This window comes from Streptomyces sp. NPDC101132 (assembly GCF_044759225.1).
Lineage (GTDB): Bacteria > Actinomycetota > Actinomycetes > Streptomycetales > Streptomycetaceae > Streptomyces.
In genome coordinates this window covers 217,542-240,474 of sequence record NZ_JBIVYX010000013.1, presented here as the reverse complement: position 1 = coordinate 240,474, position 22,933 = coordinate 217,542, and the positions used below count along the sequence as shown (strand labels likewise).

At 74.6% G+C, this 22,933-nt stretch carries 19 protein-coding genes; 9 read left to right on the top strand and 10 right to left on the bottom strand.

All coding sequences use genetic code 11. The features are described 5' to 3' along the window. The first annotated feature begins 900 nt into the window (after positions 1-900). On the top strand, positions 901-2,331 hold the full coding sequence (locus ACIQUR_RS27775; RefSeq protein WP_403669681.1) for a DUF6777 domain-containing protein: 1,431 nt from the start codon (positions 901-903) through the stop codon (positions 2,329-2,331). Positions 2,332-2,423: 92 nt separating this feature from the next. On the opposite strand, the gene ACIQUR_RS27770 is transcribed toward ACIQUR_RS27775, so the two are convergent. Continuing rightward, positions 2,424-2,891, bottom strand: coding sequence for an SRPBCC family protein (locus tag ACIQUR_RS27770; protein ID WP_403669679.1), 468 nt, complete (start codon positions 2,889-2,891; stop codon positions 2,424-2,426). A gap of 63 nt (positions 2,892-2,954) precedes the next feature. On the opposite strand from ACIQUR_RS27770, the gene ACIQUR_RS27765 reads away from it, so the two are divergent. Continuing rightward, on the top strand, positions 2,955-5,030 hold the full coding sequence (locus ACIQUR_RS27765; RefSeq protein ID WP_403669676.1) for a SpoIIE family protein phosphatase: 2,076 nt from the start codon (positions 2,955-2,957) through the stop codon (positions 5,028-5,030). Positions 5,031-5,217: 187 nt separating this feature from the next. Here ACIQUR_RS27765 and ACIQUR_RS27760 read toward each other — a convergent pair whose 3' ends face one another. The 3 genes from ACIQUR_RS27760 to modA all read right to left on the bottom strand — a co-directional run bounded on the left by ACIQUR_RS27760 (position 5,218) and on the right by modA (position 8,685). Continuing rightward, positions 5,218-5,592, bottom strand: coding sequence for a hypothetical protein (locus ACIQUR_RS27760; RefSeq protein WP_403669674.1), 375 nt, complete (start codon positions 5,590-5,592; stop codon positions 5,218-5,220). 179 nt (positions 5,593-5,771) lie between these two features. Continuing rightward, the gene (locus tag ACIQUR_RS27755; protein WP_403669671.1) at positions 5,772-7,766 is read right to left on the bottom strand and encodes an ABC transporter permease; all 1,995 of its coding nucleotides are present in this window, start codon (positions 7,764-7,766) and stop codon (positions 5,772-5,774) included. Positions 7,767-7,881: 115 nt separating this feature from the next. Continuing rightward, the gene (modA, locus tag ACIQUR_RS27750; protein WP_403669668.1) at positions 7,882-8,685 is read right to left on the bottom strand and encodes a molybdate ABC transporter substrate-binding protein; all 804 of its coding nucleotides are present in this window, start codon (positions 8,683-8,685) and stop codon (positions 7,882-7,884) included. Positions 8,686-8,938: 253 nt separating this feature from the next. On the opposite strand from modA, the gene ACIQUR_RS27745 reads away from it, so the two are divergent. Further along, complete coding sequence (locus tag ACIQUR_RS27745) at positions 8,939-9,337, top strand: RNA-binding S4 domain-containing protein (protein WP_403669665.1); 399 nt, start codon at positions 8,939-8,941, stop codon at positions 9,335-9,337. A gap of 70 nt (positions 9,338-9,407) precedes the next feature. On the opposite strand, the gene ACIQUR_RS27740 is transcribed toward ACIQUR_RS27745, so the two are convergent. The 4 genes from ACIQUR_RS27740 to ACIQUR_RS27725 all read right to left on the bottom strand — a co-directional run bounded on the left by ACIQUR_RS27740 (position 9,408) and on the right by ACIQUR_RS27725 (position 13,309). Further along, entirely contained in the window at positions 9,408-9,818 is a 411-nt protein-coding gene (locus ACIQUR_RS27740) for a PTS-dependent dihydroxyacetone kinase phosphotransferase subunit DhaM (RefSeq protein WP_403669662.1), read from the bottom strand. Next, positions 9,815-10,408, bottom strand: coding sequence for a dihydroxyacetone kinase subunit DhaL (dhaL, locus tag ACIQUR_RS27735; RefSeq protein ID WP_403669698.1), 594 nt, complete (start codon positions 10,406-10,408; stop codon positions 9,815-9,817). The genes ACIQUR_RS27740 and dhaL overlap by 4 nt, the downstream gene beginning before the upstream one ends. An 82-nt stretch (positions 10,409-10,490) precedes the next feature. Then, complete coding sequence (dhaK, locus tag ACIQUR_RS27730) at positions 10,491-11,483, bottom strand: dihydroxyacetone kinase subunit DhaK (RefSeq protein ID WP_403669659.1); 993 nt, start codon at positions 11,481-11,483, stop codon at positions 10,491-10,493. 203 nt (positions 11,484-11,686) lie between these two features. Beyond that, positions 11,687-13,309: a phospholipase gene (locus ACIQUR_RS27725; protein WP_403669656.1), complete on the bottom strand. Its 1,623-nt coding sequence runs from the start codon at positions 13,307-13,309 to the stop codon at positions 11,687-11,689. A gap of 236 nt (positions 13,310-13,545) precedes the next feature. On the opposite strand from ACIQUR_RS27725, the gene ACIQUR_RS27720 reads away from it, so the two are divergent. Then, a complete protein-coding gene (locus ACIQUR_RS27720; RefSeq protein WP_403669653.1) occupies positions 13,546-14,160 on the top strand; it encodes a TetR/AcrR family transcriptional regulator in 615 nt (204 codons plus the stop codon). After that, positions 14,144-15,778 carry an isovaleryl-CoA dehydrogenase gene (locus ACIQUR_RS27715; RefSeq protein ID WP_403669650.1) on the top strand — a complete coding sequence of 545 codons (1,635 nt, stop codon included), beginning with the start codon at positions 14,144-14,146 and terminating at the stop codon, positions 15,776-15,778. The genes ACIQUR_RS27720 and ACIQUR_RS27715 overlap by 17 nt, the downstream gene beginning before the upstream one ends. Positions 15,779-15,991: 213 nt before the next feature. Here ACIQUR_RS27715 and ACIQUR_RS27710 read toward each other — a convergent pair whose 3' ends face one another. After that, entirely contained in the window at positions 15,992-16,441 is a 450-nt protein-coding gene (locus ACIQUR_RS27710) for an SRPBCC family protein (protein WP_403669648.1), read from the bottom strand. Positions 16,442-16,553: 112 nt separating this feature from the next. Between ACIQUR_RS27710 and ACIQUR_RS27705 the strand changes: the two genes are divergently transcribed. Together ACIQUR_RS27705 and metG are read left to right on the top strand one after the other, a co-directional pair. Next, positions 16,554-17,111, top strand: coding sequence for a type 1 glutamine amidotransferase domain-containing protein (locus tag ACIQUR_RS27705; RefSeq protein WP_403669695.1), 558 nt, complete (start codon positions 16,554-16,556; stop codon positions 17,109-17,111). A 256-nt stretch (positions 17,112-17,367) separates the two neighbouring features. Continuing rightward, positions 17,368-19,089: a methionine--tRNA ligase gene (metG, locus tag ACIQUR_RS27700; RefSeq protein ID WP_403669645.1), complete on the top strand. Its 1,722-nt coding sequence runs from the start codon at positions 17,368-17,370 to the stop codon at positions 19,087-19,089. Positions 19,090-19,372: 283 nt separating this feature from the next. Here metG and ACIQUR_RS27695 read toward each other — a convergent pair whose 3' ends face one another. Next, a complete protein-coding gene (locus ACIQUR_RS27695; RefSeq protein WP_403669642.1) occupies positions 19,373-20,311 on the bottom strand; it encodes an alpha/beta hydrolase fold domain-containing protein in 939 nt (312 codons plus the stop codon). Between the two features lie 164 nt (positions 20,312-20,475). On the opposite strand from ACIQUR_RS27695, the gene tdh reads away from it, so the two are divergent. Further along, positions 20,476-21,504: an L-threonine 3-dehydrogenase gene (tdh, locus tag ACIQUR_RS27690; RefSeq protein ID WP_403669639.1), complete on the top strand. Its 1,029-nt coding sequence runs from the start codon at positions 20,476-20,478 to the stop codon at positions 21,502-21,504. 125 nt (positions 21,505-21,629) lie between these two features. After that, entirely contained in the window at positions 21,630-22,829 is a 1,200-nt protein-coding gene (locus ACIQUR_RS27685) for a glycine C-acetyltransferase (RefSeq protein ID WP_403669636.1), read from the top strand. Positions 22,830-22,933 lie beyond the last annotated feature (104 nt).

The window sequence follows — 22,933 nt, the reverse complement described above, 5'->3', positions numbered from 1 at the left end:
TTCCCCAGCACGCCCCCGGCCACCCACGCCACCCCAAGCCCCGCCCATGCGGGCGCGCACCCCCGTCCGTAGGCCCACCGCCCATCTCAGCGGCCCCCGGGCCGCCCGTGCCCCTTCATAAGCCGCCCACGATCGCTACGCGCTTCTCTGCTCTCGGCGGCCGCCGGGCCGTCCGGGGCGAGCCGTGCCGCCAGCACTCCCACGGCCGCCGGTCCGAGCTCTCCCGGCGTCTGGGCCCGCGGATGACCTGCCCACAATTCCGCCCAGCGGACCTCACGGCCCGGCGGGTGCCGGATGGCCCGGGCCGGGTGGGCGCGACGCTGTTCTCGCCCTGCCGGTGGGTGATTTGTGCTGGTTCCGAGCCCTCCCGGTGTCTGGGCCCGCGGATGACCGGTCGACAGTTCCGCTCAGCGGACCTCAGCGCCCACCGGGTGCCGGATGACCCGGGTCGGGAGGCCGCGACGCTGTTCCTGTCATGCCGGTGGGTGATTTGTGCTGGTTCCGAGCCCTGCTGGCGTCTGCGCCTTCAGATGACCGGTCGACAGTTCCGCTCAGCGGACCTCAGGGCCCGGCGGGTGCCGGATGCCCCGGGGCGGGAGGGTGTGACGCTGTCTGGGGTCGCGGATGGCCTGGCGGGGGTTCCGTTCCGCGGGCCTCTGGGGGGCGGCTGGTGCCGGAGGTGGGTTCGGTTGCCTCGCCGGGCGTTTCGTGGGCTGCGCGGTCCGGTGTCCGGGCAGGCCGCGGCGGTCGGTGGGGTGGGGTGCGGGCGCAGTGAGGGGCGGTTAGGACTTGCGGCCGTCCGGGTGGCGTACAGAATGGTCCGCAGGAGTGAAGAAGTCCGGTTTGTCCCCCCGGGGGCCTGTCTGGAAGACCGAATCCTCCGCCTGGGAAGAAGAGCCCGTGACCACACAACCCTCCGGCCGGCCGTCTTCCGGCCGCCCCTCCGGTCCCCCGTCGGGCCCGCTGTCCGGACCCTCGCAAGGGGGCGCCGCAACGCCTCCTCCCGGCACCCCGCCCGCGCCCCCCTCGGGGCCCTCCGGGCCGTCAGGCCCGTCCGGTGGCGGGGAACCCGGAGGGAAGCCCTGGTGGAAGTCGGTGCCGCGGATCGCCATCGCCGCCGTCGCCGTGGTCGCGGCGGCCGTGCTGGCGATCGTGCTGACCCGTCCCGGCGGCGGGGGCGGTGACACCCCGCAGGCCAGCGGTGAGGTCTTCCTGGAGCCCGCGGCCTCGGCCGGCGAGGCGCCGTTCACCGAGTCCACGGCTCAGGGCTCCGTCATCCCGGAGTCCCAGACCACGCAGCCCGCCTCGCCGACCGCCACCGGCCAGACCACGGCCACCCGCAGCGTCAGCGGTTCCGCGCCCGGGCTGTACGGCGGCACGCAGAACGTGGCCGCCTGCGACGTCGAGAAGCAGATCACCAGTCTCACCTCGCAGCCCCCGAAGAACGAGGCCTTCGCCTCCGCCCTCGGCATCCAGCCCGCGGACGTCCCCGACTACCTGCGCTCCCTCACCCCGCTCCAGCTGCGCAGCGACACCCGGGTGACCAACCACGGTTACGAGAACGGCGAGGCCACGGCCTACCAGGCCGTGCTGCAGGCCGGCACCGCGGTGCTTGTCGACGACCGGGGCGTGCCCCGGGTGCGGTGCGCGTGCGGCAACCCGCTCGGCCAGCCGGTGCCGCTCCAGGCCGACCCGAAGCGGTACGGGCAGCCCTGGGCCGCGTACCAGCCGCAGAAGGTCGTCGTCATCGCCCCGTCCACGACCGTGGTCTACAAGTTCGTGATCTACGACCACGAGGACCGCAAGTGGTTCGAGCGGGAGCACGGCGGCCACGGCAAGCACGACCGTCCGGTCCCGCCGCCGAAGCCGTCCCCGATCGTGACGCCGACGAGCCCCTCGCCGTCCGTGTCGCCGTCGGTGTCCCCCTCGGTCTCGCCGTCCGTGTCGCCGTCCGTCTCGCCGTCGGTGTCGCCCTCGGAGTCCACGTCCGGCTACCCGTCCGGGTCGACCTCCGTCTCGTCGCCCCCGACGCCCGCGCCCAAGCCGTGCCCGTCCCTCGACGGCACCGTCATCGTGACCCCGTCGCTGCAGCCCGGGGAGACGCCGCCGACGCCCTGCCCGCCGCTGAAGCCGCCGCCGGGCGAGACGACGCCGGCCTCGCCTGACTCGCCCGCCCCCTACTCGGAGACCCCGGCGGAGTCATCGGCGCCCGCGCCGCCGGCCGAGCAGCGGCCGTTGTCGCAGCCGCCGGCTCCGGCCTCGACCACCTCCACCGTGCCGGCTCCGCCGAGCTCCTCCGTCCCGGCACCCGCCGAGCAGTCCGGCTACTGAACCACCGAGGAGGGCCCGGGGCGCCCCGGAGGCCAAGCGCCGGCCTCCGGGGCGCCCTCGCGTGCGGGACGCCCCGGGCGCTGCCGGGGCGCCTACGCCGTGCCGCGCTCGACGTGGGCCGCCACGTCCGCCAGGTCCTTCTCGATGGCCTTGGCCACCGCGCGCCGGCCCAGCCCGCCCAGCAGGCGCGCGACGAGCGGCATCCGGTGGCCCTCCTGCGGCCGGGCCGAGAAGATCATCCGGACGTTGGTCAGGTCCGGGCCCCGCTCCGTCAGCACGAACTCGGAGACGTAGTGCATCCCGGAGTTGTCCGCCTCGGCCACGTAGCGGGTGGGCGCGGCGCAGGCCGTCACCCACATCTCCTCCGTGGCCTGCTTGCCGAACATCCGCCGGGTCTCCCGCCAGCGGGTGCCCACGCCGAAGGGGCCCGGCGTCAGCACCTCCACGCCCTCCACGCCGCTCAGCCGGGCCGGCATGGCCTCCAGGTCTGTCATGGCCCGCCAGACGCGCTCCAGCGGTGCGTGGACCTGCCGGTCCACCGTCACTTCAGGGTTTCCCATGATCCGGATTGTCGCGCTCCGCTCGGCCCCCCGCGCGGCACCGATCGGTGAGACAGTGGCTGCATGGCCGAAAGGGGACTGCCCCGGACCGCCGCGCCGGCACCGGACGAGTGGCCCGCCCGGCCGGAACAGAGCCTCGCGCTCACCGGTCTGGGCACCTTCGACTGGAACCTCGACAGCGGACAGATGCACCTCGATCCGACCGCCCTCGAGGTGTTCGACCTGCGTCCGTACGAGTGGGGCGGCACCGCCGGCTCGCTGCGCCAGCGCATCCCCCCGGGCGAGGACGCCCGGCTCGACGCCCGCATCGCCCAGGCCCTCAAGAACGGCCGCGCCGAGTACGGCGCCTACTTCCGCATCCGGCTCCGCGACGGCAGCCCCCGCTGGACCCACACGCAGGGCCACATCCTGCGGCAACCCGACGGCCGCCCGTTCCGCATCATCGGCATCGTCCGGGACGCCTCGCTGGACGCCGGCCACCCGGGCGCCCACACGGAGCAGGACGAGGGCCGCCGCCGGATGACCGGGGTCGTCGAGCGCACCACCGCCATCCTCGCCCACGCCCGTACGGTCAACGACGTCACCGACATCCTCAAGGACCCGGAGGCCCTGGGGCACCTGGGCGCGGTCAGCGTGATGCTGGGGGTCGTCGACGGCGGCCGGATCCACCTCGTGGCCGAGGGGCAGCTGGGCTCGTACGTGCCGGAGATCGAGTACACCCGGATCGACGCGGCGTTCCCGATGAGCGAGGCGGTGCGCACCATGCGCCCGGTGCTGCTCACCTCGCGGGAGGAGTTCCAGGCCCGCTACCCGATGCTGTGGCCGTACATCGCGCCGCTGGAGGTGCGCAGCGGCGCCTACCTGCCGCTGATCGCCCAGGGGCGGCCGATCGGCGCGCTGGGGCTGCTGTACGGGCGCGACGGCGACTTCACCGCCGAGGAACGGAACCTGCTGGTCGCGCTGAGCAGCGGCATCGCGCAGAGTCTGCAGCGCGCGATCCTCTTCGAGCAGGAGCACGACCTCGCCGAGGGCCTCCAGCGGGCCATGCTGCCCCGCAGCATCCCGGCCGTGCCGGGCGCGCAGATCGCCGTGCGCTACCGGGCCGCCCGGATGGGGCGGAACATCGGCGGCGACTGGTACGACGTGATCCCGCTGCCGGACGGCCGCGTCGGCGTGATGATCGGCGACGTGGAGGGCCACGACACGGACGCCGCTGCCGTGATGGGCCAGCTGCGGATCGTCCTGCGCGCGTACGTCACCGAGGGCCACACCCCGGGCACCGCGATGGCGCGCGCCTCCGCCTTCCTGCGCGAACTCGACACCGAGCGCTTCGCCACCTGCACGTACGCGGAGGCCGACCTGAACACCGGTCTGCTCCAGCTGGTCCGCGCCGGGCACCTGGACCCGGTGGTGCGGCGCGGCGACGGCAGCTGCCACCGCGTGGTGGTGGCCGGCGGGCTGCCGCTGGGCCTTGCGCAAAAGGAGGGCCGGCCCGCCGGGAGCGGCTATCCGGTGACCGCGCTCGAACTCCATCCAGGGGAAACGCTGCTGCTCTGCACGGACGGGCTGATCGAGCGCCCCGGCCTGGACCCGGACGTCGGCATGCGGGAGTTCATGGCCGCCGTGCGTGACGGGCCCACGGACCTGGAGGAGCTGGCGGACCGGGTGTCCGACCTGGTCGGCGACGCCGGCGGCGGGGACGACATGGCCCTGCTCCTGCTGCGCCGGCACGGCGCCGCGGGCCCGCGCGGCGGCGGCCCGCTGCGCCAGCACCTGGCGCCGGGGGACGCGGACGCCCCGGCCAGCGCCCGCCATCTGATCCGGGCCGCGGCCGCCGCCTGGGGTGCCTGGGACCGCGCCGACGAGATCGAACTGGCCGCCGACGAGCTGATGACCAACGCCCTGGTGCACACCGACGGCGGTGGCACGGTGACCCTCCGGCTGACCGCCGAGGGGCGGATCCGGGTGGAGGTGGAGGACACCTCCAGCGCGCTGCCGCGCCGCCGCGAGGCCGACGACTTCGCCGTGTCCGGGCGCGGGCTGATGCTGGTCGACGGCCTGTCGGACGCGTGGGGCGTGGAACCGCGGGGCGGCGGCAAGTGCGTGTGGTGCGAGTTCGCCGTCCCGGCCGCCGCCTGACCCCGCCCGCCCCCGCCCAACCCCGCCCGACACCGGCTCAGCCCGCGCGGCGCGGCACGGGGGGCGCGGGCATCGCGGCGTGGGCACCCGGAACGGCCGTGGGTCCAGGGGGGTGCGAGCGGCCCCGGCCGCGCGGTGGGCGGGGCCGGGGCCGGTCGTCAGGGGAGGGGGTATGGCGGGTGCCGGATCAGCACTCGCCTCGCCAGCGGACCGCGGTCAGGGTGATGTTGTCCCAGTTGATCTTGTACTCGCCGGGGCCGGGGTTGTAGTGGAGGCACGCGGTGTAGTTGCCGCTGCGCCAGGCGTAGGACTGGTCCACGTGGTCCGCCCCGGCGTCGGGGAGGCCGTTGTTGAAGGTCGACTTGACGTTCGGGATCGACCCCGACCAGTTGCCCCAGGTCTTCAGCAGCAGCGTCCCGGACTGGTCCCATCCGGAGTACGCGCAGAAGTAGCCCTTGGGACAGCCGGGCGGGTTCCCCTCGGCGAAGGCCGAGGGGGCGGTTGCCATGACACCGGCGAACGCGGCGGTGGCCGCGAGGACGCCGAGGACACGAGTGCGCACGATGAAGTTCCCCCTTCTGGTGCGGCGTGCTCGGTCGAGCGCCTTCGACGCTAGCGGGGCCCGTGTGCGCTTCTCAGGGGTTTGCGGACGAATGGCCGAAGACGCACCCCGGTGGGGTTTTGCGCCCTTGTGTTCCCGGCCGGCGCCCGTTCCGCGAAGGGCGCGCCGCGCCCGTGCCGCTACAGCGTGACCACGGTGACCTCGGTGGCCTTCACGCTGGTCCACACGTCCGTGCCCTCCACCAGGCCCAGTTCGGCCGCCGCGGCCGGTGTGACCTCGGCGACCAGGTCGGGCGCCTCGGGCGAAGTGACGAGCACGCGCAGCCTGCTGCCCACCGCGGTGACCTCGCGGACCGTGCCGGACCAGACGTTGCGGGGGCTGCCACCGGGCTTCTCGCGGTGCACGGAGACCGCCTCCGGCGCGATGATCGCCAGTGCCCGGCCGCCCTCCGGGGCCCGGTCGGCGACGATCAGCCGGCCGCCGCCGTCCAGGGCCAGGGCGTCGCCGCCGATGGTGCCGGGCCAGGCGTTGCGGCCCAGCATCCGGGCCACCCAGGGCGACCTGGGGTGCCGGGTGACCTCGGGCGGCGGCGCGTCCTGGAGGGCCCGGCCGCCGTCGAGTACGAGGACCCGGTCGGCCAGCGAGACCGCCTCCACCGGGTCGTGCGTGACGATCAGGCAGACGCCGCCGAAGCCGTCCAGGTGCGTGCGCAGCATGTGGCGGACGTGGGCCCGTGTGGTCTGGTCGAGGGCGGCCAGGGGCTCGTCGAGCAGCAGCAGCCGCGGCCGGGCGGCCAGCGCCCGGGCCAGGGCCACCCGTTGGGCCTGGCCGCCGGACAGCTGGGCGGGCTTGCGGTGGGCCAGGTGGCCCACGCCGAGCCGGTCCAGCCACGCCTGCGCGGCCCGCCGCGCCTCGGCGCGCGGCACGCCGCGGGCGCGCAGCCCGTACGCGGTGTTGGCCAGCGCGGTCAGGTGGGGGAAGAGGGCGCCGTCCTGCGGCACCCAGGCCACGCCCCGCCGGTGCGGCGGCAGCGCGGTGACGTCGGTGTCGCCCAGGCGCAGGACGGCGTGGGCGCGGGGGGTGAGGCCCAGCAGGGCCCGCAGCAGCGTGGTCTTCCCGGCGCCGTTCTCGCCGACCACCGCGATGGTGGTGCCCGGATCCGCCTCCAGGGTCAGCCGGTTGAAGCCGGTGACGTCGGCGTGCAGCGGCCAGGACCCGTCGGAGCCGGGCTCGTGCGCGGGTACGGGCACGGGCAGGGGTGCGGGCGCCGCGGCGGGCCGGTCGCCCGTACCCGTACCCGTACCGGAAGCGGCGACGGGGGACTCCGGCTCCTCCGCCACGACGGGCTCCCCGGCCCGCCCCGCGAGCGGCGTGCCGGTCCAGCGGCCGCGCAGCGCGATCAGCACCGCCATGGCGATGGCGAGCAGCAGCAGGGACAGGGAGGTCGCCGCCTCCGGCCGGTCCTGCAGCAGCAGGTACACCTGGAGCGGGAGCGTCTGGGTGGTGCCGGGCAGGTTGCCGGCGAAGGTGATGGTCGCGCCGAACTCGCCCAGGGCGCGGGCCCAGGTGAGCGCGGCGCCGGCGACCAGGCCGGGCGCCACCATCGGGAGGGTGACCGTGAAGAAGACCCGTACCGGCGAGGCGCCGAGGGAGGCGGCCGTCTCCTCGTAGCTCACGCGCAGACCGCCGAGCGCGCCTTCCAGGCTGATGACGAGGAACGGCATGGCGACGAAGGTGGCCGCGACCACCGCGCCCGAGGTGTGGAAGGGCAGGGTCACCCCGAAGGTGTCCTCCAGCCAGGGCCCCAGCAGGCCGCGCCGGCCGAAGCCGAGCAGCAACGCCACGCCGCCCACCGTGGGCGGCAGCACCATCGGCAGCAGCACCAGCGAGCGCACCACCGCCTTGCCCGGGAACTCCACCCGCGCCAGCAGCCAGGCCAGCGGCACGCCCAGCAGCAGCGACAGCGCCAGCGCCCAGAAGGAGACCAGCAGCGACAGCTTGAGGGCCTCGACCACGCCGGGGCTGCTCAGGTGCGCGCCCAGCTCGTCCCACTCGGTGCGGGCCAGGATGCCGATCAGCGGCAGGAGCAGGAACGCCACGGCCAGCAGGGCGGGCAGCGCCAGGGCCAGCGGGGCGCGGGGGCGGCCCGGGGTGCGGGGGCGGAGGGGGCTCATGGGTGGGGTCGTTCCTGGTCGGTGCCGGGTGCGGGGGACGTACGGGGGCAGCGTAGGCACATGGCGGGTCTGTCCGTCCCCCCGTCCGGGCAGACCCGCTCCCCCCTCCTCGGGGCTACGGCTTCTGGAAGCCCGCGTCCTGGAGGATCTTCTGTGCCTCGGGGGAGCTCAGCCACGTGACGAACGCGGCGGCGGCCCCGGCGTTCCCGGAGTCCTTCAGCGTCGCGGCCGGGTACGAGGCCACGGCGTTCTGGTCGTCCGGGATCTCGACGGCGTCGACCTTGTCCGCGGCGGAGGTCACGTCCGTCTTGTAGACCAGGCCGGCGTCGGCCTCACCGAGCTCGACCTTGCTCAGCACGGCGCGGACGTTCGGCTCCTGCGAGACCGGCTTCACGACGATCTTCTGGGCGTCGAGGATCTTCTTGCTGTAGCGGCCGACCGGAACCTCCGGCGCGGCCAGCACGACCTTCAGCCCGGGGTCGGCGAGGTCCTTGAGGGCGCCCACCTTGTGGGGGTTGCCCTTGCCCGTGGCGATGACCAGGCGGTTCCTGGCGATGACGGCCGGCGTGCCGGTCTCGGCCTTCAGGCCGTCCATCGTCTTGGTGTCGGCGGTGACCAGGGCGTCGGCCGGGGCGCCCTGCCTGACCTGGGCGGCCAGCTCCTGGGAACCGGCGAAGGAGAAGGTGATCTGCGTGCCCGGGTGGGCCTTCTCGTAGGCCGCCTTGGCCTTCTCGAAGACGTTCGTGAGCGAGGACGCGGCGAGGACGGTGAGCTTCGCGCCCTTCGCCCCGGCCGACGGGGACGCGGTGGAGTCCTTCGCGGCGTCCTGCTCTCCGTCACTTCCGCAGGCGCTGAGCGGCAGGATCAGCGCGGCGCCGAGCAGGGCGGCGGCGGCACGGCGGCGGTTCATCGGGGACATGAGGGTGGCTCCTCGGCGGGTGGCGGCCGGGGCGTGCCGGTCCGCGCTGCGGGTGAACCCCACCGGTGACGGGCGGCGCGGGCTCTCTGATCGAGCGGTCTGTCGAGCGGGCGGTACGGTGTCTCGCCGCACCTGCGACACGGTAGGGCGATCGTCGCCGCATTTGCAATTCTGTCTTGAAGTTGTACATGGCAGATGCCGTCCACTTGGTTAATCCCACGAAGGCCGGGGCGATCCGGGCTAGAGTCGGCGCATGTCCGCACAGACCTCCTCCGCCGCCCCCGACCAGGGCGGCACCGCGCGCGTCGACGCCTGGATCTGGTCCGTACGCCTCACGAAGACCCGGTCCGCCGCGGCCTCCGCCTGCCGGGCCGGTCACGTCAGGGTCAACGGCGACCGCGCCAAGCCCGCCCAGACCGTGAAGCCGGGCGACGAGGTCCGGCTCTTCCACGAGGGCCGCGAGCGCATCGTCATCGTCCAGCGCGTGATCACCAAGCGGGTGGGCGCGCCGGTCGCCGCCGAGTGCCTCATCGACAAGAGCCCGCCGCCCCCGACCCGGGTCGAGGCGGCCGCGACGGGCCTGCGCGACCGCGGGGCCGGCCGCCCCACCAAGCGCGAACGCCGCGACCTCGACCAGCTCCGCGGCCGCTAGGCCCCGTCTTTCGGTTCACGCCGGGCTCGCGGGGCCCGGCCGTGATCCGCCGGACCGGCCCTGGGACGGGTCAGGTCTTGCGGTAGGTGTACGCCTCGGCCGCCGAGGCGGCCACCGCTTCGACGCCGGCGCCGGCCGAGGCGGTGACGACCGCGGAGACCGCGCCCTCGACGAACGGCGCGTCCACCAGGACCGTCCCCTCGGGCAGTTCGCCCTCCTCGGCCAGCAGGGCCTTGACGGTCAGGACGGAACTGCCGAGGTCGGCCAAGAGCGCGACGCCCGCCCCGCGGTCAACCGACCGGGCGGCGGCCACGATCAGTTCCGCGCTCGTTCCGAGGCCGCCGTCGAGCGTGCCGCCGGCGGTGGCCAGGGGTACCGGCGGGCCGCCCGCCGCCAGCCCGCGGGCCAGCTCCGCCACCGATTCGGCCACCTGCGCGCTGTGCGAGACCAGCACGATCCCGACCTGTGCCTCGGTGGTCACGCGCCGCCCTCCCCGTCCCCGGCCGCCTCCGCGGCCTCGGCCAGCGCCCCCAGGAGCAGCGCCGAGGAGGTGGCCCCGGGGTCCTGGTGCCCGATGCTCCGCTCGCCCAGGTAACTGGCGCGGCCCTTGCGGGCCTGGAGCGGTACGGTCGCCAGCGCGCCGTTCTCCGCCGCGTCCCCGGCCGCCCGGTACGAGGTGCTCAGTGCGGCCACCCCGGGCACCAGCGCGTCCAGCATGGTCTTGTCGCCCGGCGCGGCCCCGCCCAGCTGGGCCACCGCGCCGACCCCCGCGTACAGGGCCTTGCGCACCTCCTCGTCGGAGACCTCCGCGGCCTCCCCGAGCTCCTTGCCGGCCCGCCGCAGCAGCGTGCCGTACAGCGGCCCCGACGCGCCGCCCACGGTGGAGATCAGGGTGCGTCCGGCGAGCTGGAGCACCGCGCCCGGCCGGTCCGGCCGTTCCGACTCCAGCGCGGCCGCCACGGCGGTGAACCCGCGCAGGAGGTTGCTGCCGTGGTCGGCGTCGCCGATGGGGGAGTCCAGCTCGGTCAGCCGGTCCGCCTCCCGCTCCACGGCCGCAGCCGTCGCCGCCATCCAGCGGCGGAAGAACTCCGCGTCGCGCACCCGGTCTCCTCCGTCGTCCGTCGTCCCCGCCCAGCCTACGGACTCGGGCGGCTCACCGCCCCCAGCGCAGGGCCGGGGTGGACACCGGCGCGTCCCACAGGCGCAGCAGCTCCTCGTCGACCGCGCACAGGGTGACGGAACAGCCCGCCATGTCCAGGGAGGTGACGTAGTTGCCGACCAGTGTGCGGGCCACCGGCACGCCGCGTTCCCCGAGCACCCGCTGCACCTCCGCGTTGAACCCGTACAGCTCCAGCAGCGGGGTGGCGCCCATGCCGTTGACCAGGGCGATCACCGGCCCGCGGGGCTCCAGGTCGTCCAGCACGGCGTGCACCGCGAAGTCCGCGATCTCGCCCGAGGTCATCATCGGGCGGCGCTCCCGGCCCGGCTCGCCGTGGATGCCGACGCCCAGTTCCAGTTCCCCCGGGGGGAGTTCGAAGGTGGGGCTGCCCTTGGCGGGCGTGGTGCAGGGGGACAGCGCCACGCCGAAGCTGCGGGAGGACTCGTTGACCCGGCGGGCGACGGCCGCCACGTGGTCGAGCGGCGCGCCCTCCTCGGCCGCCGCACCGGCGATCTTCTCGACGAACAGGGTGGCGCCCGTGCCGCGCCGCCCGGCCGTGTACAGGCTGTCGGTGACCGCGACGTCGTCGTTGACGAGCACCCGCTGGACCCGGATGCCCTCCTCCTCGGCCAGCTCGGCGGCCATCTCGAAGTTCAGCACGTCGCCGGTGTAGTTCTTGACCACGAACAGCACGCCCTGCCCGCTGTCCACGGCCGCGGCGGCCCGCACCATCTGGTCCGGCACGGGCGAGGTGAACACCTCGCCGGGGCAGGCGGCCGCCAGCATGCCGGGCCCCACGAAGCCCGCGTGCAGCGGCTCGTGCCCGGAGCCCCCGCCGGACACGAGCGCGACCCGCCCCGCCACGGGCGCGTCGCGGCGCACCACCACCCGGCGCTCGACGTCCACCGTGAGCTCGGGGTGCGCGGCGGCCATGCCGCGCAGCGCGTCGGCGACGACGGTCTCCGGAACGTTGATCAGCATCTTCACGGACGTCTCCTCAACGGGTGTGCGGGGCACCTGCCGCCGACTGTACTGAGGATCCGTCAGCGCGCGTACCGTACCGGGCCGGTCGCCGGGCCGGGCCCGGCGCGGGGCGGCCCGGCCGGGAGCGCCCCGGTCCGCGGCCCGGTACGGCACCGCCGCCGTCCCCCGGCGGGGGACGGCGGCGGGCCGGTGCGCGCGGTGCGGGGTCAGCAGATGCCGCGGGCGTAGTCGTACGTGGCCGTGGCGGCGGAGTACCGCCACTGCGGGGCCAGCAGGTCCGTACGGAGCTGGGCCGCGGCCTTCGGGCTCTCGACGACGTAGCCGAAGTCCTGCAGCCAGGACGGGTAGAGGTTCTTCGAGCCGATGTAGAAGGCCGAGTCGTCGACCGAGACCAGCTTGTGGTGCTGGGCGTACGGGCGGCCGTCGGCCCAGCGCGGCGCGTCCGATGCGCGGAAGGTCGCCAGCTGGAGGTTGGCGCACATCGCGGCGCGCGCGGCGGGCTCGCCGCCGGGGAGCAGCGCGAGGCGGCCGCGCAGCACGTCGCTGACCTCGGACAGCGACTTGATCTGCGAGTAGCCGTCGCTGCCGACCGCGCCCCGGTTGGCCGGGTCGCTGACCACGATGCGGACCTTCACGCCCGCGGCCAGCTTGGCGGCCAGGGTGTCGTACAGGCGGATGTCGTAGCGGGGCAGCGGCGGGCAGGTGGCGTTGACGTCCTGCTGGGAGATCTCGACGTGGCTGCGGGCGCTCGCGACGAGGGCGCGCAGGGCGCTCTCCTCGGGGTTGACCGTGTCGTAGTCGCGGTCGGCGTTGGTGTTGTCGTGCAGGCCGACGGTGCACTTGGTGTCGGGTGCGGTGGGCAGCGTGGGGCGGAACGTCGAGGCCGGGTCCACGGACCTGATGCCGACGCCGAGGCCGCCGACCGCGATGACCGGTACGTCGCCCTCGCTCCCCGCGGAGGCGGTACGGGCGGCCGCCCCCAGCGTCGGCAGGCAGCCGGCGCCGTTGGTGGAGGCGAACCAGACGCTCATGAAGTTGGACTTGTTCTGGCAGGTCCAGGCCCACAGGGTGTCGAGGTAGCGGCTCGCGGAGCCGGCCGCGGGGCCGGTCAGGGCCAGGTCGACGTCGGCCACCGGGTGGGTGGTGTCGAGGTAGTCGTCCTTCCAGCTGTTGATCCCGCCGGTGATCACGGAGCGGCCGTCGACCACCACCAGCTTGGAGTGGTTCCAGGAGAAGGCCGTCTTGGACGTGGTCATCGAGGCGACGTTGAGGGTGACGGACGGGGCCGCCGCGCCCAGGTCGGCCACCAGCTCGTCGCGGTACTTCGAGGGCACCACGTTGGCGTGGTAGAGCGGCGCGGCCCCGACCATGATCCGGACGACCGGCTTGTTGCCCTTGGCCACCGAGGCCTTCAGGCCCGCGACGATCGCCTCCTTGAAGGCGCCGTTGGGGAAGGGGGCCAGGGTCGATATGTCGACGGTGCGGGTCGCGGAGGCGATGTTCTCCGTCGTCTTGGCCAGCAGCCGGCGGGTGCCCGGGCGGTCGGCGCAGGCGGCGTCGCCCCAGCAGCCGGGCGTCTGGAGCAGCCAGTCCGCGCCGTCGGGGGCGGAGGAGTCCAGGCGGTTGCCCGCGGTGCGCTCCCAGACCTGGCCCTCCAGGCCGGGGGAGACCTGGCGCAGGGTCTGCTCGATGCCGTCGAGGTACGGGGTGGGGGTGCCGGAGTCGGCGGCCGCCGGGTGCGCCGGCAGGGCGAGCGCGGCGGCGAGCGAGAGGGCGGTGACCGCGGTGCGGGCGGCGGGGGTGGTGCGGCGGAGCCGTTGGGCAGCCAATGGAGCTTCCTTGCGTGAGGGGTTTCCGGGCGCGCGAGGGCCGCCCGGCAAGATCGAACACCGGAAGCTACCAATGAGTAGGAGGAGTGCCGACGGGTTTCGGCCATCCTTCGTTTCCCCTGCGTACAGCGGGGGTTCGGGTGCCGGTGGCGGTTGACGCGGTGGAGCCGTGCCGGGCCGGGGGAGTGCCGCGCCGGGCCTGGCTGAAGCAGTGAATCAGTGCTTCAATCCTTCCCATGCCCTACCGCAGGACCCCCGCCGTCCAGGCCCGCCTCGACGCACGCCGCGACCAGGTGCTCGAAGCCGCCGTCCGCCTGCTCTCCCGGGAGGGGTACGCCGGCTGCTCCGTCGCCGCCATCGCGGCCGAAACCGGTATCTCCACCGGCAGCGTCTACCAGTCCTTCTCCGGCAAGTCCGAGCTGGCCACCGCCCTCTTCCGGACCCTGGCCGCCCGCGAGGTCGAGGCGGTGGCCCAGGCCGCCGCCCGCCCCGGCACCGCCGCCGAACGCACCGCCGCGGCCGTGGAGACCTTCGCCGCCCGCGCCCTGGCCGCGCCCCGCCGGGCCTTCGCGCTCCTCGCCGAGCCCGTGGACCCGGCCGTCGACACCGAACGCCTGGTCTTCCGCCGCGCCTTCCGCGACGTGTACGCCGGCCTGGTCGCCGAGGGCGTCGCCACCGGCGAACTCCCTCCCCAGTCACCCGAACTGACCGCCGCCGCCCTCGTCGGCGCCGTCGCCGAGGCCCTCGTCGGCCCCCTCGCCGACGGCGACGCCGCGGCCGGGGAGCTCGTACCCGCCCTGCTCACCTTCACCCAGCGCGCCCTTGGAGGACACGTTGCCCAGCACGCATGAGGTCACCAACCAGGTCCCCCCGCACCACGGGTACGACGCCGCCGCCGACCCCGCGCTCGTCGAGGCCCTGCACCGCGAGGGCGCCGGCTGGGCCGTCGGCGAGGTCCACGAGCTGGGCGTGCTCGCCGGCTCCGAGGAGACCGCCGAATGGGGCCGCCTCGCCAACGAGAACCCGCCCGTGCTGCGCACCCACGACCGCTACGGCCACCGCGTCGACGAGGTCGAGTTCCACCCGTACTGGCACGAGCTGATGGACGTCGCCGTCGGCCACGGCCTGCACGCCGCCCCCTGGCAGGAGACCGGCCCCGGCGCCCACGTCGCCCGCGCCGCCAAGTTCTACGTCTGGGGCCAGGCCGAAGCCGGCCATTCCTGTCCCGTCTCGATGACCTACGCGGCCGTGCCCGCCCTGCGCACCACGCCCGCACTCGCCTCCTGGCTGGAGCCGCTGCTCGCCTCCCGCACCTACGACTTCGGGCTGCGCGAGCCCCGGACCAAGCGCGGTCTGATCGCCGGCATGTCGATGACCGAGAAGCAGGGCGGCTCCGACGTACGGGCCAACACCACCGCCGCCGTGCCCGCCGGCGACGGCTCGTACCGGCTCACCGGCCACAAGTGGTTCACCTCCGCCCCCATGTCGGACGTGTTCCTCACCCTGGCCCAGGCGCCCGGCGGCCTCTCCTGCTTCCTGCTGCCGCGCGTGCTGCCCGACGGCACCCTCAACGCCCTGCGCCTCCAGCGCCTCAAGGACAAGCTGGGCAACAAGTCGAACGCCTCCGCCGAGATCGAGTACGAGCAGGCGTACGGGCTGCTCGTCGGCGAGGAGGGCAGGGGCGTCGCCACCATCATCGAGATGGTCAACATGACCCGGCTCGACTGCGCGCTCGGCGGCGCCTCCGGCATGCGCCTGGGTCTGGTCCGCGCCGTCCACCACGCCACGCACCGCCGCGCCTTCGGCCGGGCCCTCGTCGACCAGCCGCTGATGCGCAACGTGCTCGCCGACCTCGCCCTGGAGTCCGAGGCCGCCACCGCCGTCGCCCTGCGGCTGGCCGGCGCCACCGACCGGGCCGTCGCCGGCGACGAGGGCGAGGCGCTCTTCCGCCGCCTCGGGCTCGCCGTCACCAAGTACTGGATCTGCAAGCGCGCCCCGATGCACGCGGCGGAGGCGCTGGAATGCCTCGGCGGCAACGGCTACGTCGAGGAATCCGGCATGCCCCGGCTGTACCGGGAGGCACCGCTCTCCTCGATCTGGGAGGGCTCGGGGAACGTCGCCGCGCTCGACACGCTGCGGGCCATGGGGCGTTCGCCGGAGTCCGTGGACGCCTTCTTCGGCGAGGTCGAGCTGGCCGCGGGCGCCGACCGGCACCTCGACACCGCGGTGGCGGAGCTGCGCAAGCAGCTCGCCGACCCGGCCGGTGCCGAGTACCGGGCCCGCCGGATCACCGAGTCGATGGCGCTGGTCCTCCAGGGCTCCCTGCTCCAGCGGCACGCGCCGGCGGCGGTCGCCGACGCCTTCTGCGCCAGCCGCCTCGGCGGCGACCACGGCGGAGCCTTCGGCACCCTGCCGCCCGGCGTCGACACCGGCACCCTCATCGACCGCTCGCGGACGATCCCGGCCTGATCCCGGGGATCCCGGGGTGGGGGGGGGGCGCCCCCCCGGGGGGGCCCCCCCCCCCCCCCCCCCGGGGGGCGCCGCCCCCCCCCCCCGGCGGCGCCCCCCGGGCCGGCGCCCCCCCCGCCACCCTCCACCCCCGGCCCGCCCACCGCCCGGCCCGCGGCGGGGCGCGCGGGGGGGGGGGCCCCCCCCCGGGGGGGGGCCCCACACCCCGGGCCCTCATATGGCGCCGCGCCAGCCGCCGGTGGCCGCGCCGCGCTTCTCGATGAACGTCCGGAACGCCTCCAGGTCCACCCTGATCCGGCGCGCCACCACGCCCAGCAGCGCAGCGGTCCGCTCCGCCGGCCCCGAGGGGTGGAAGTCCAGCTGCACCACCAGCCGGCAGGCCGCGTCGCCCAGCGGGTGGAAGGTCACCGAACCCGAGTGGCTGACCTCCCCGCCGACCGTCGCCCAGGCCACCCGCTCGTCCGGGCTCTGCTGGGTGATCCGCGCGTCGAAGGTCCGCCGGACGCCCTGGAGGTCGACCACCCAGCGGGTGAGGTCCGGGGCACGCTGCGTCACGCTCTCCACGCCCGGCATGAAGAGGGGGAACTCCGCGAACTGCGTCCACTGGTCGTAGGCGGTGCGGACGGGCACGGCGACCTCCACCGCCACCAGCACGTGTGCCATGCCCCCCGGCTGCCCGGCCGGCGGGCACGTAAACGGTGCCGGGCCGGGCAGGGGCGGGGGGACACGGAGGACGCGGGCGAGAGGAGTGGTGACGATGAAGGGTCTCGACGGCATGCGGGTGGCGTTCCTCAGCGCCCCCGAGGGCGTGGAGCAGGTCGAGCTGACCGAACCGTGGCGGGCGGTCACCGAAGCGGGCGGCCGGCCGGAGCTGCTCTCCACCGAGAGCGGACGGGTGCAGGCCTTCCACCACCTGGACCGGGCCGACACCTTCCCGGTCGACGCGCTGGTGGCGGAGAGCTCCGCCGAGGACTACGACGCCCTGGTCCTCCCGGGCGGCGTGGCCAACCCCGACTTCCTGCGCACGGACCGGTACGCCGTCGGGTTCGCCCGGCACTTCTTCGGCCTCGGCAGGCCGGTCGCGGCCATCTGCCACGCGCCCTGGCTGCTGGTCGAGGCCGACGCCGTGCGCGGCCGCACCCTCACCTCCTGGCCGAGCCTGCGCACGGACATCCGCAACGCGGGCGGCACCTGGAAGGACGAGGAGGCGGTCGTCTGCCACGCGGCGGCCGCCCCGCTGGTCACCAGCCGCAAGCCGCAGGACCTGGACGCCTTCTGCGCGGCGTTCCTCGCCGAATTCGGTGCGGCCCAACGGGGCCCGATGGCCGCCTGACGCCCCGCGCGTCCGGTCGCGCGGCGACCCCGGGCCCGCCCTCCGCGTCGTCGGACCGGGCGGGTTCCGGGCGTGCCGGTGCCGGGCGGACCCGTCCCCGTACCCCGCCCCGCCGCGCCCCCGGTCACCCGCCGCGGCCCCCCGGGCACGTCCGAGGGGTAAAACCGCGGGCGGAGTGCCCCGGTGGGTTGGTTACGATGGCGACGGCCGCCAGACACGGCCCGTCACCCCCTTATGCGAAATGGAGCATCCCAGGATGGCTCGACACTTGGTCACCAGCGCGCTTCCCTACATCAACGGGATCAAGCACCTGGGCAACATGGTCGGGTCGATGCTTCCCGCTGACGTCTACTCGCGGTACCTCCGCCAGCGCGGCCACGACGTGCTGTACATCTGCGCCACCGACGAGCACGGCACGCCCGCCGAGCTGGCCGCCAAGGAGGCCGGGCTGTCGGTCGCCGAGTTCTGCGCCCAGGCCCACGACGCGCAGAAGGCCGTCTACGAGGGCTTCCGGCTCTCCTTCGACCACTTCGGCCGCAGCTCCTCTGAGCAGAACCGCGAGATCACCCAGCACTTCGCCCGCCGGCTGCACGCGAACGGGTTCATCGAGGAGCGGGCGATCCGCCAGGTCTACTCGCCCGTCGACGGCCGGTTCCTGCCGGACCGCTACGTCGAGGGCACCTGCCCGCACTGCGGCTACGACAAGGCCCGCGGCGACCAGTGCGAGAACTGCACCCGTGTGCTGGACCCCACCGACCTGGTGAACCCGCGCAGCGCCATCTCCGGCTCCACCGACCTGGAGGTCCGCGAGACCAAGCACCTCTTCCTGCTGCAGTCCAAGCTCCAGCACGAGGTCGAGGACTGGGTCTCCCGCCACGAGGACCAGTGGCCGCAGCTGTCGTCCTCCATCGCCCGCAAGTGGCTGACCGAGGGCCTGCACGACCGCGCCATCACCCGCGACCTCGACTGGGGCGTGCCCGTCCCGGCCGACACCTGGCCCGAGCTGGCCGCCGAGGGCAAGGTCTTCTACGTCTGGTTCGACGCCCCGATCGAGTACATCGGCGCCACCAAGGAGTGGGCGGACGCCGCCGGCGACGGCGCGGCCCGCGACTGGAAGTCCTGGTGGTACGAGGCCGACGAGTCGGTCCGCTACACGCAGTTCATGGCCAAGGACAACGTCCCCTTCCACACCGTGATGTTCCCCGCCACCGAGCTGGGCGTGCGTGAGCCGTGGAAGAAGGTCGACGTCGTCAAGGGCTTCAACTGGCTGACGTACTACGGCGGCAAGTTCTCCACCTCCCAGAAGCGCGGTGTCTTCACCGACCAGGCGCTGGAGATCCTGCCCGCCGACTACTGGCGCTACTTCCTGATCGCCAACGCCCCCGAGTCCGACGACTCGTCGTTCACGTGGGAGCACTTCACCGCCACCGTCAACAAGGACCTGGCCGACACCCTCGGCAACTTCGTCAACCGCGTGCTGTCCTTCTCGCGCAAGCGGTTCGGCGACGAGGTCCCGGCCGGGAACGCGGCCGGCGAGGCCGAGACCCGTCTCGGCGAGGAGATCGCCCGGCTGCTCGCCGAGTACGAGGAGCACCTGGACGCCCTCCAGTTCCGCAAGGCCGCGGCCGCGCTGCGCGCCCTGTGGTCGGCGGGCAACTCCTACCTGGAGGAGAAGGCGCCCTGGCTGGAGATCAAGACCGACCCCGAGGGCGCCGCGCTGACCCTGCGCACGGCGATGAACCTCATCCACCTGTACGCGGTGGTCTCCGAGCCCTTCATCCCGGCCTCGGCCGCGGCCATGCGCGGTGCGTTCTCCCTCGCGGACGACACCGCGAGCTGGATCACCGCCGAGCAGGCCAAGGCCCTGGACGCGGTGCCGGCCGGCACGCCGTTCACCGTCCCGCCGGTGCTCTTCGCGAAGATCGCGGAGGAGGACCTGGAGGCGTACCGCGCCCGCTTCGGCGGCGTCGACGCCTGATCCCCCCGGGGACGGCCGTACACCTCGCGCCCGCCCGCCCCGCCGCCCCGTGCGGCGCGGCGGGCGGTCGTCGTGAGGGGGGCGGGGGAGCGGCCGCGCCCCGTGCGGGCCGACGCCACGTCCCCCGTACGGGCGGTACGGGTGGTACGGGTGAGGCGCACCCGGCGCGGCCACGCCGCGCGGGCCGCCTGATCACGGTCCGGCAGCCCGCCGGGGGCGCCGGGCCGGCCGTGCGGTCCGTCCGGCCGTGGCGCCGACGGGCCCCGGTGCCGGACGGTCGGGGTCAGGGGGCGGTGCGGACCAGGTCCACCAGGCGGCGGCGGGCCTCGCGGCCCTCCGGGACCGGGAGCAGCGGGTACACGTGCGGGAGGCCCTCGGCCTCGTGCAGGTCGACCTCGACGCCGGCCGCGCGGGCCCGGTTCACCAGCTCGCGGGCGTCCGTGCCCAGCACGTCCCGCGTGCCGGTGAACACCGTCATCGGCGCCAGCCCCTCGAAGTCGCCGTGCAGCGGGCTGACCCGAGGGTCCGCCGCCGGCAGCGTCCCCGCGTACAGCCGGCCCGCCTCCAGCAGCCCCGCCCGAGCCAGCATCGGGTCCCTGGCCTCTATCGCCGCCTGCTCGGGATGGCTCATCGACACGTCCAGCCAGGGCGAGATCAGCACGATCCGCGACGGCTGCGCCCCGGTCCGCTCCCGCAGGCGCTGCGCGGCCGCCAGGGCCAGCCCGGCGCCCGCCGAGTCGCCCACCAGCACGGTGCCGCCCGTTCCGCCGCTCTCGATCAGCCCGCTCAGCAGGTCCGCGGCGGCCGGCACGGTACGGTCCGCCGTGCCCCGCGGCGCCAGCGTGTACGCCGGCACCACGCACTGCGCGCCCGCCTCCGTCACCAGCGTGCGGACCAGGGACCAGTGCTGCCGGCGCAGCTCGTGGATGAACCCCCCGCCGTGCAGGTACAGCACCCGGGCCGTGGGCTCCACGCCCAGCGGCGCCGCGTCGTACACCGGCCAGGCGCCGACGATCGTCCGCGACAGCTCGGCGACCCGCCCCAGGGCCCTGGGGGGCAGGTGGGAGGCCGGGCGGCGCGCGCTGGCCGCCACCACCTCGCGTACCGCCTCCGCGCTCGACCACCGCCTGCGACGGCCCGAGGCCATCAGTGCGGCGGACAGCGCACGGCTGCGCAGGCTCGGCACGTCCTTCTCCTCCCCAACCACCCCTGGCGACGTCACGTACGGAGCATAGGCGTGAAGTTCTGCTGTCGACCCGCTTAAGAAATCCTCGATGGACTGAAACCTTCCCCTGTCGGCAGATTGGTCCCGTCACGCGATCGCGTCACACCCGCACCGCGCGCCCCACCAGACGCGCGCCCGCACGCATGCATGGAGCCGCACCCATGAAGGCACTCGTCAAGCACCAGGCCGAACCCGGACTCTGGCTCATGGACGTGCCCGAGCCGGAGTACGGCCCCGGCGACGTGCTCATCAAGGTGCTGCGCACCGGCATCTGCGGCACCGACCTGCACATCCGCAGCTGGGACGGCTGGGCGCAGGGCGCCGTGCGGACGCCGCTCGTGCTGGGCCACGAGTTCGTCGGCGAGGTCGCCGCGACCGGCCGGGACGTGCGGGACATCGCCGTCGGCGACCTCGTGAGCGGTGAGGGCCACCTCGTGTGCGGCAAGTGCCGCAACTGCCTGGCCGGCCGCCGCCACCTGTGCCGCTCGACCATCGGCCTGGGCGTGGGCCGTGACGGCGCCTTCGCCGAGTACGTCGCCCTGCCGGCCTCCAACGTGTGGGTGCACCGCACCCGGGTCGACCTCGACGTGGCCGCGATCTTCGACCCCTTCGGCAACGCCGTGCACACCGCGCTGTCCTTCCCGCTCGTCGGCGAGGACGTGCTGATCACCGGCGCGGGCCCGATCGGCATCATGGCCGCGGCCGTCGCCAAGCACGCCGGTGCCCGCAACGTGGTCATCACCGACGTCAGCCCCGAACGGCTGGAACTGGCCCGCAAGGCCGGCGCCACCCTCGCCGTGAACGTGGCCGAGTCCTCCATCGCCGACGCGCAGCGGCAGCTGGGCCTGCGCGAGGGCTTCGACATCGGCCTGGAGATGTCCGGCCGGGGCGAGGCCATGCGCGACATGATCGACAACATGACCCACGGCGGCCGCATCGCCATGCTGGGCCTGCCGGCGCAGGAGTTCCCGGTCGACTGGGCGAAGGTCGTCACCTCGATGATCACCATCAAGGGCATCTACGGGCGCGAGATGTTCGAGACCTGGTACGCGATGACCGTCCTCCTGGAGGGCGGCCTCGACCTCACTCCCGTGATCACCGGCAAGTACGCCTACCAGGACTTCGAAGCCGCCTTCGACGAGGCCGCGACGGCCCGCAGCGGCAAGATCATCCTGGACTGGACCGCGTAAGCGGTCCGGACCTCCCCGGACCACCCTCCCCGGCCGGGTCCCGCCCGACCCTCCCCCTCCCGCGGGACCCGGCCCCCGCCGTCACCAGCCAGCCGCACTCCGCCGCACAAGGAGCCCAGAGCCGCATGTTCGAGTCCGTACGCGCCGACCTCCGCAGCACCCTCGACGAGATCCGCGACGCCGGCCTGCACAAGCCCGAGCGCGTCATCGGCACCCCGCAGAGCGCCTCCGTCGCCGTCACCGCCGGCGGGGCGCCCGGCGAGGTGCTGAACTTCTGCGCCAACAACTACCTCGGCCTCGCCGACCACCCCGAGGTCGTCGCCGCCGCCAAGGACGCCCTGGACCGCTGGGGCTACGGCATGGCGTCCGTCCGCTTCATCTGCGGCACCCAGGAGGTCCACAAGGAGCTGGAGGCCCGTCTGTCCGGCTTTCTCGGCCAGGAGGACACGATCCTCTACTCCTCCTGCTTCGACGCCAACGGCGGCGTCTTCGAGACGCTCCTCGGCGCCGAGGACGCGGTGATCTCCGACGCCCTCAACCACGCGTCGATCATCGACGGCATCCGCCTCTCCAAGGCCCGCCGCTTCCGCTACGCCAACCGCGACATGGCCGACCTGGAGGCCCAGCTCAAGGCCGCCACCGAGGGCGGCGCGCGCCGCAAGCTGATCGTCACCGACGGCGTCTTCTCCATGGACGGCTACGTCGCGCCGCTCACCGAGATCTGCGACCTGGCCGACCGCTACGACGCCATGGTCATGGTCGACGACTCCCACGCGGTGGGCTTCGTCGGCGCCGGCGGCCGCGGCACCCCCGAACTGCACGGCGTGATGGACCGGGTCGACATCATCACCGGCACCCTCGGCAAGGCCCTCGGCGGTGCCTCCGGCGGCTACGTCGCCGCCCGCGCCGAGATCGTCGAGCTGCTGCGCCAGCGCTCGCGCCCGTACCTGTTCTCCAACTCCCTCGCCCCGGTCATCGCCGCCGCCTCCCTCAAGGTCCTGGACCTGCTGGAGTCCGCCGGCGACCTGCGCGAGCGGCTGGCGGACAACACCAAGCTGTTCCGCACCAGGATGACCGAGGCCGGCTTCGAGATCCTGCCCGGCGACCACGCCATCGCCCCGGTGATGATCGGCGACGCCGCCGAGGCCGCCCGTATGGCGGAGCTCCTCCTGGAGCGCGGCGTGTACGTCATCGGCTTCTCGTACCCCGTGGTGCCGATGGGCCAGGCCCGCATCCGCGTGCAGCTGTCCGCGGCCCACTCGACCGAGGACGTCGAGCGCGCCGTCGCCGCCTTCACCGACGCCCGCGCCGCCCTCCAGGGCTGATCACGGGCCCGGCCCGGGAGACCCCCGGGCCGCGCCCGCCGGACACCGCCGGCCCGACCGGGCCGGCGTGTCCCTCCGGAACCGCAGGCGGGGCGCGGGGGTAC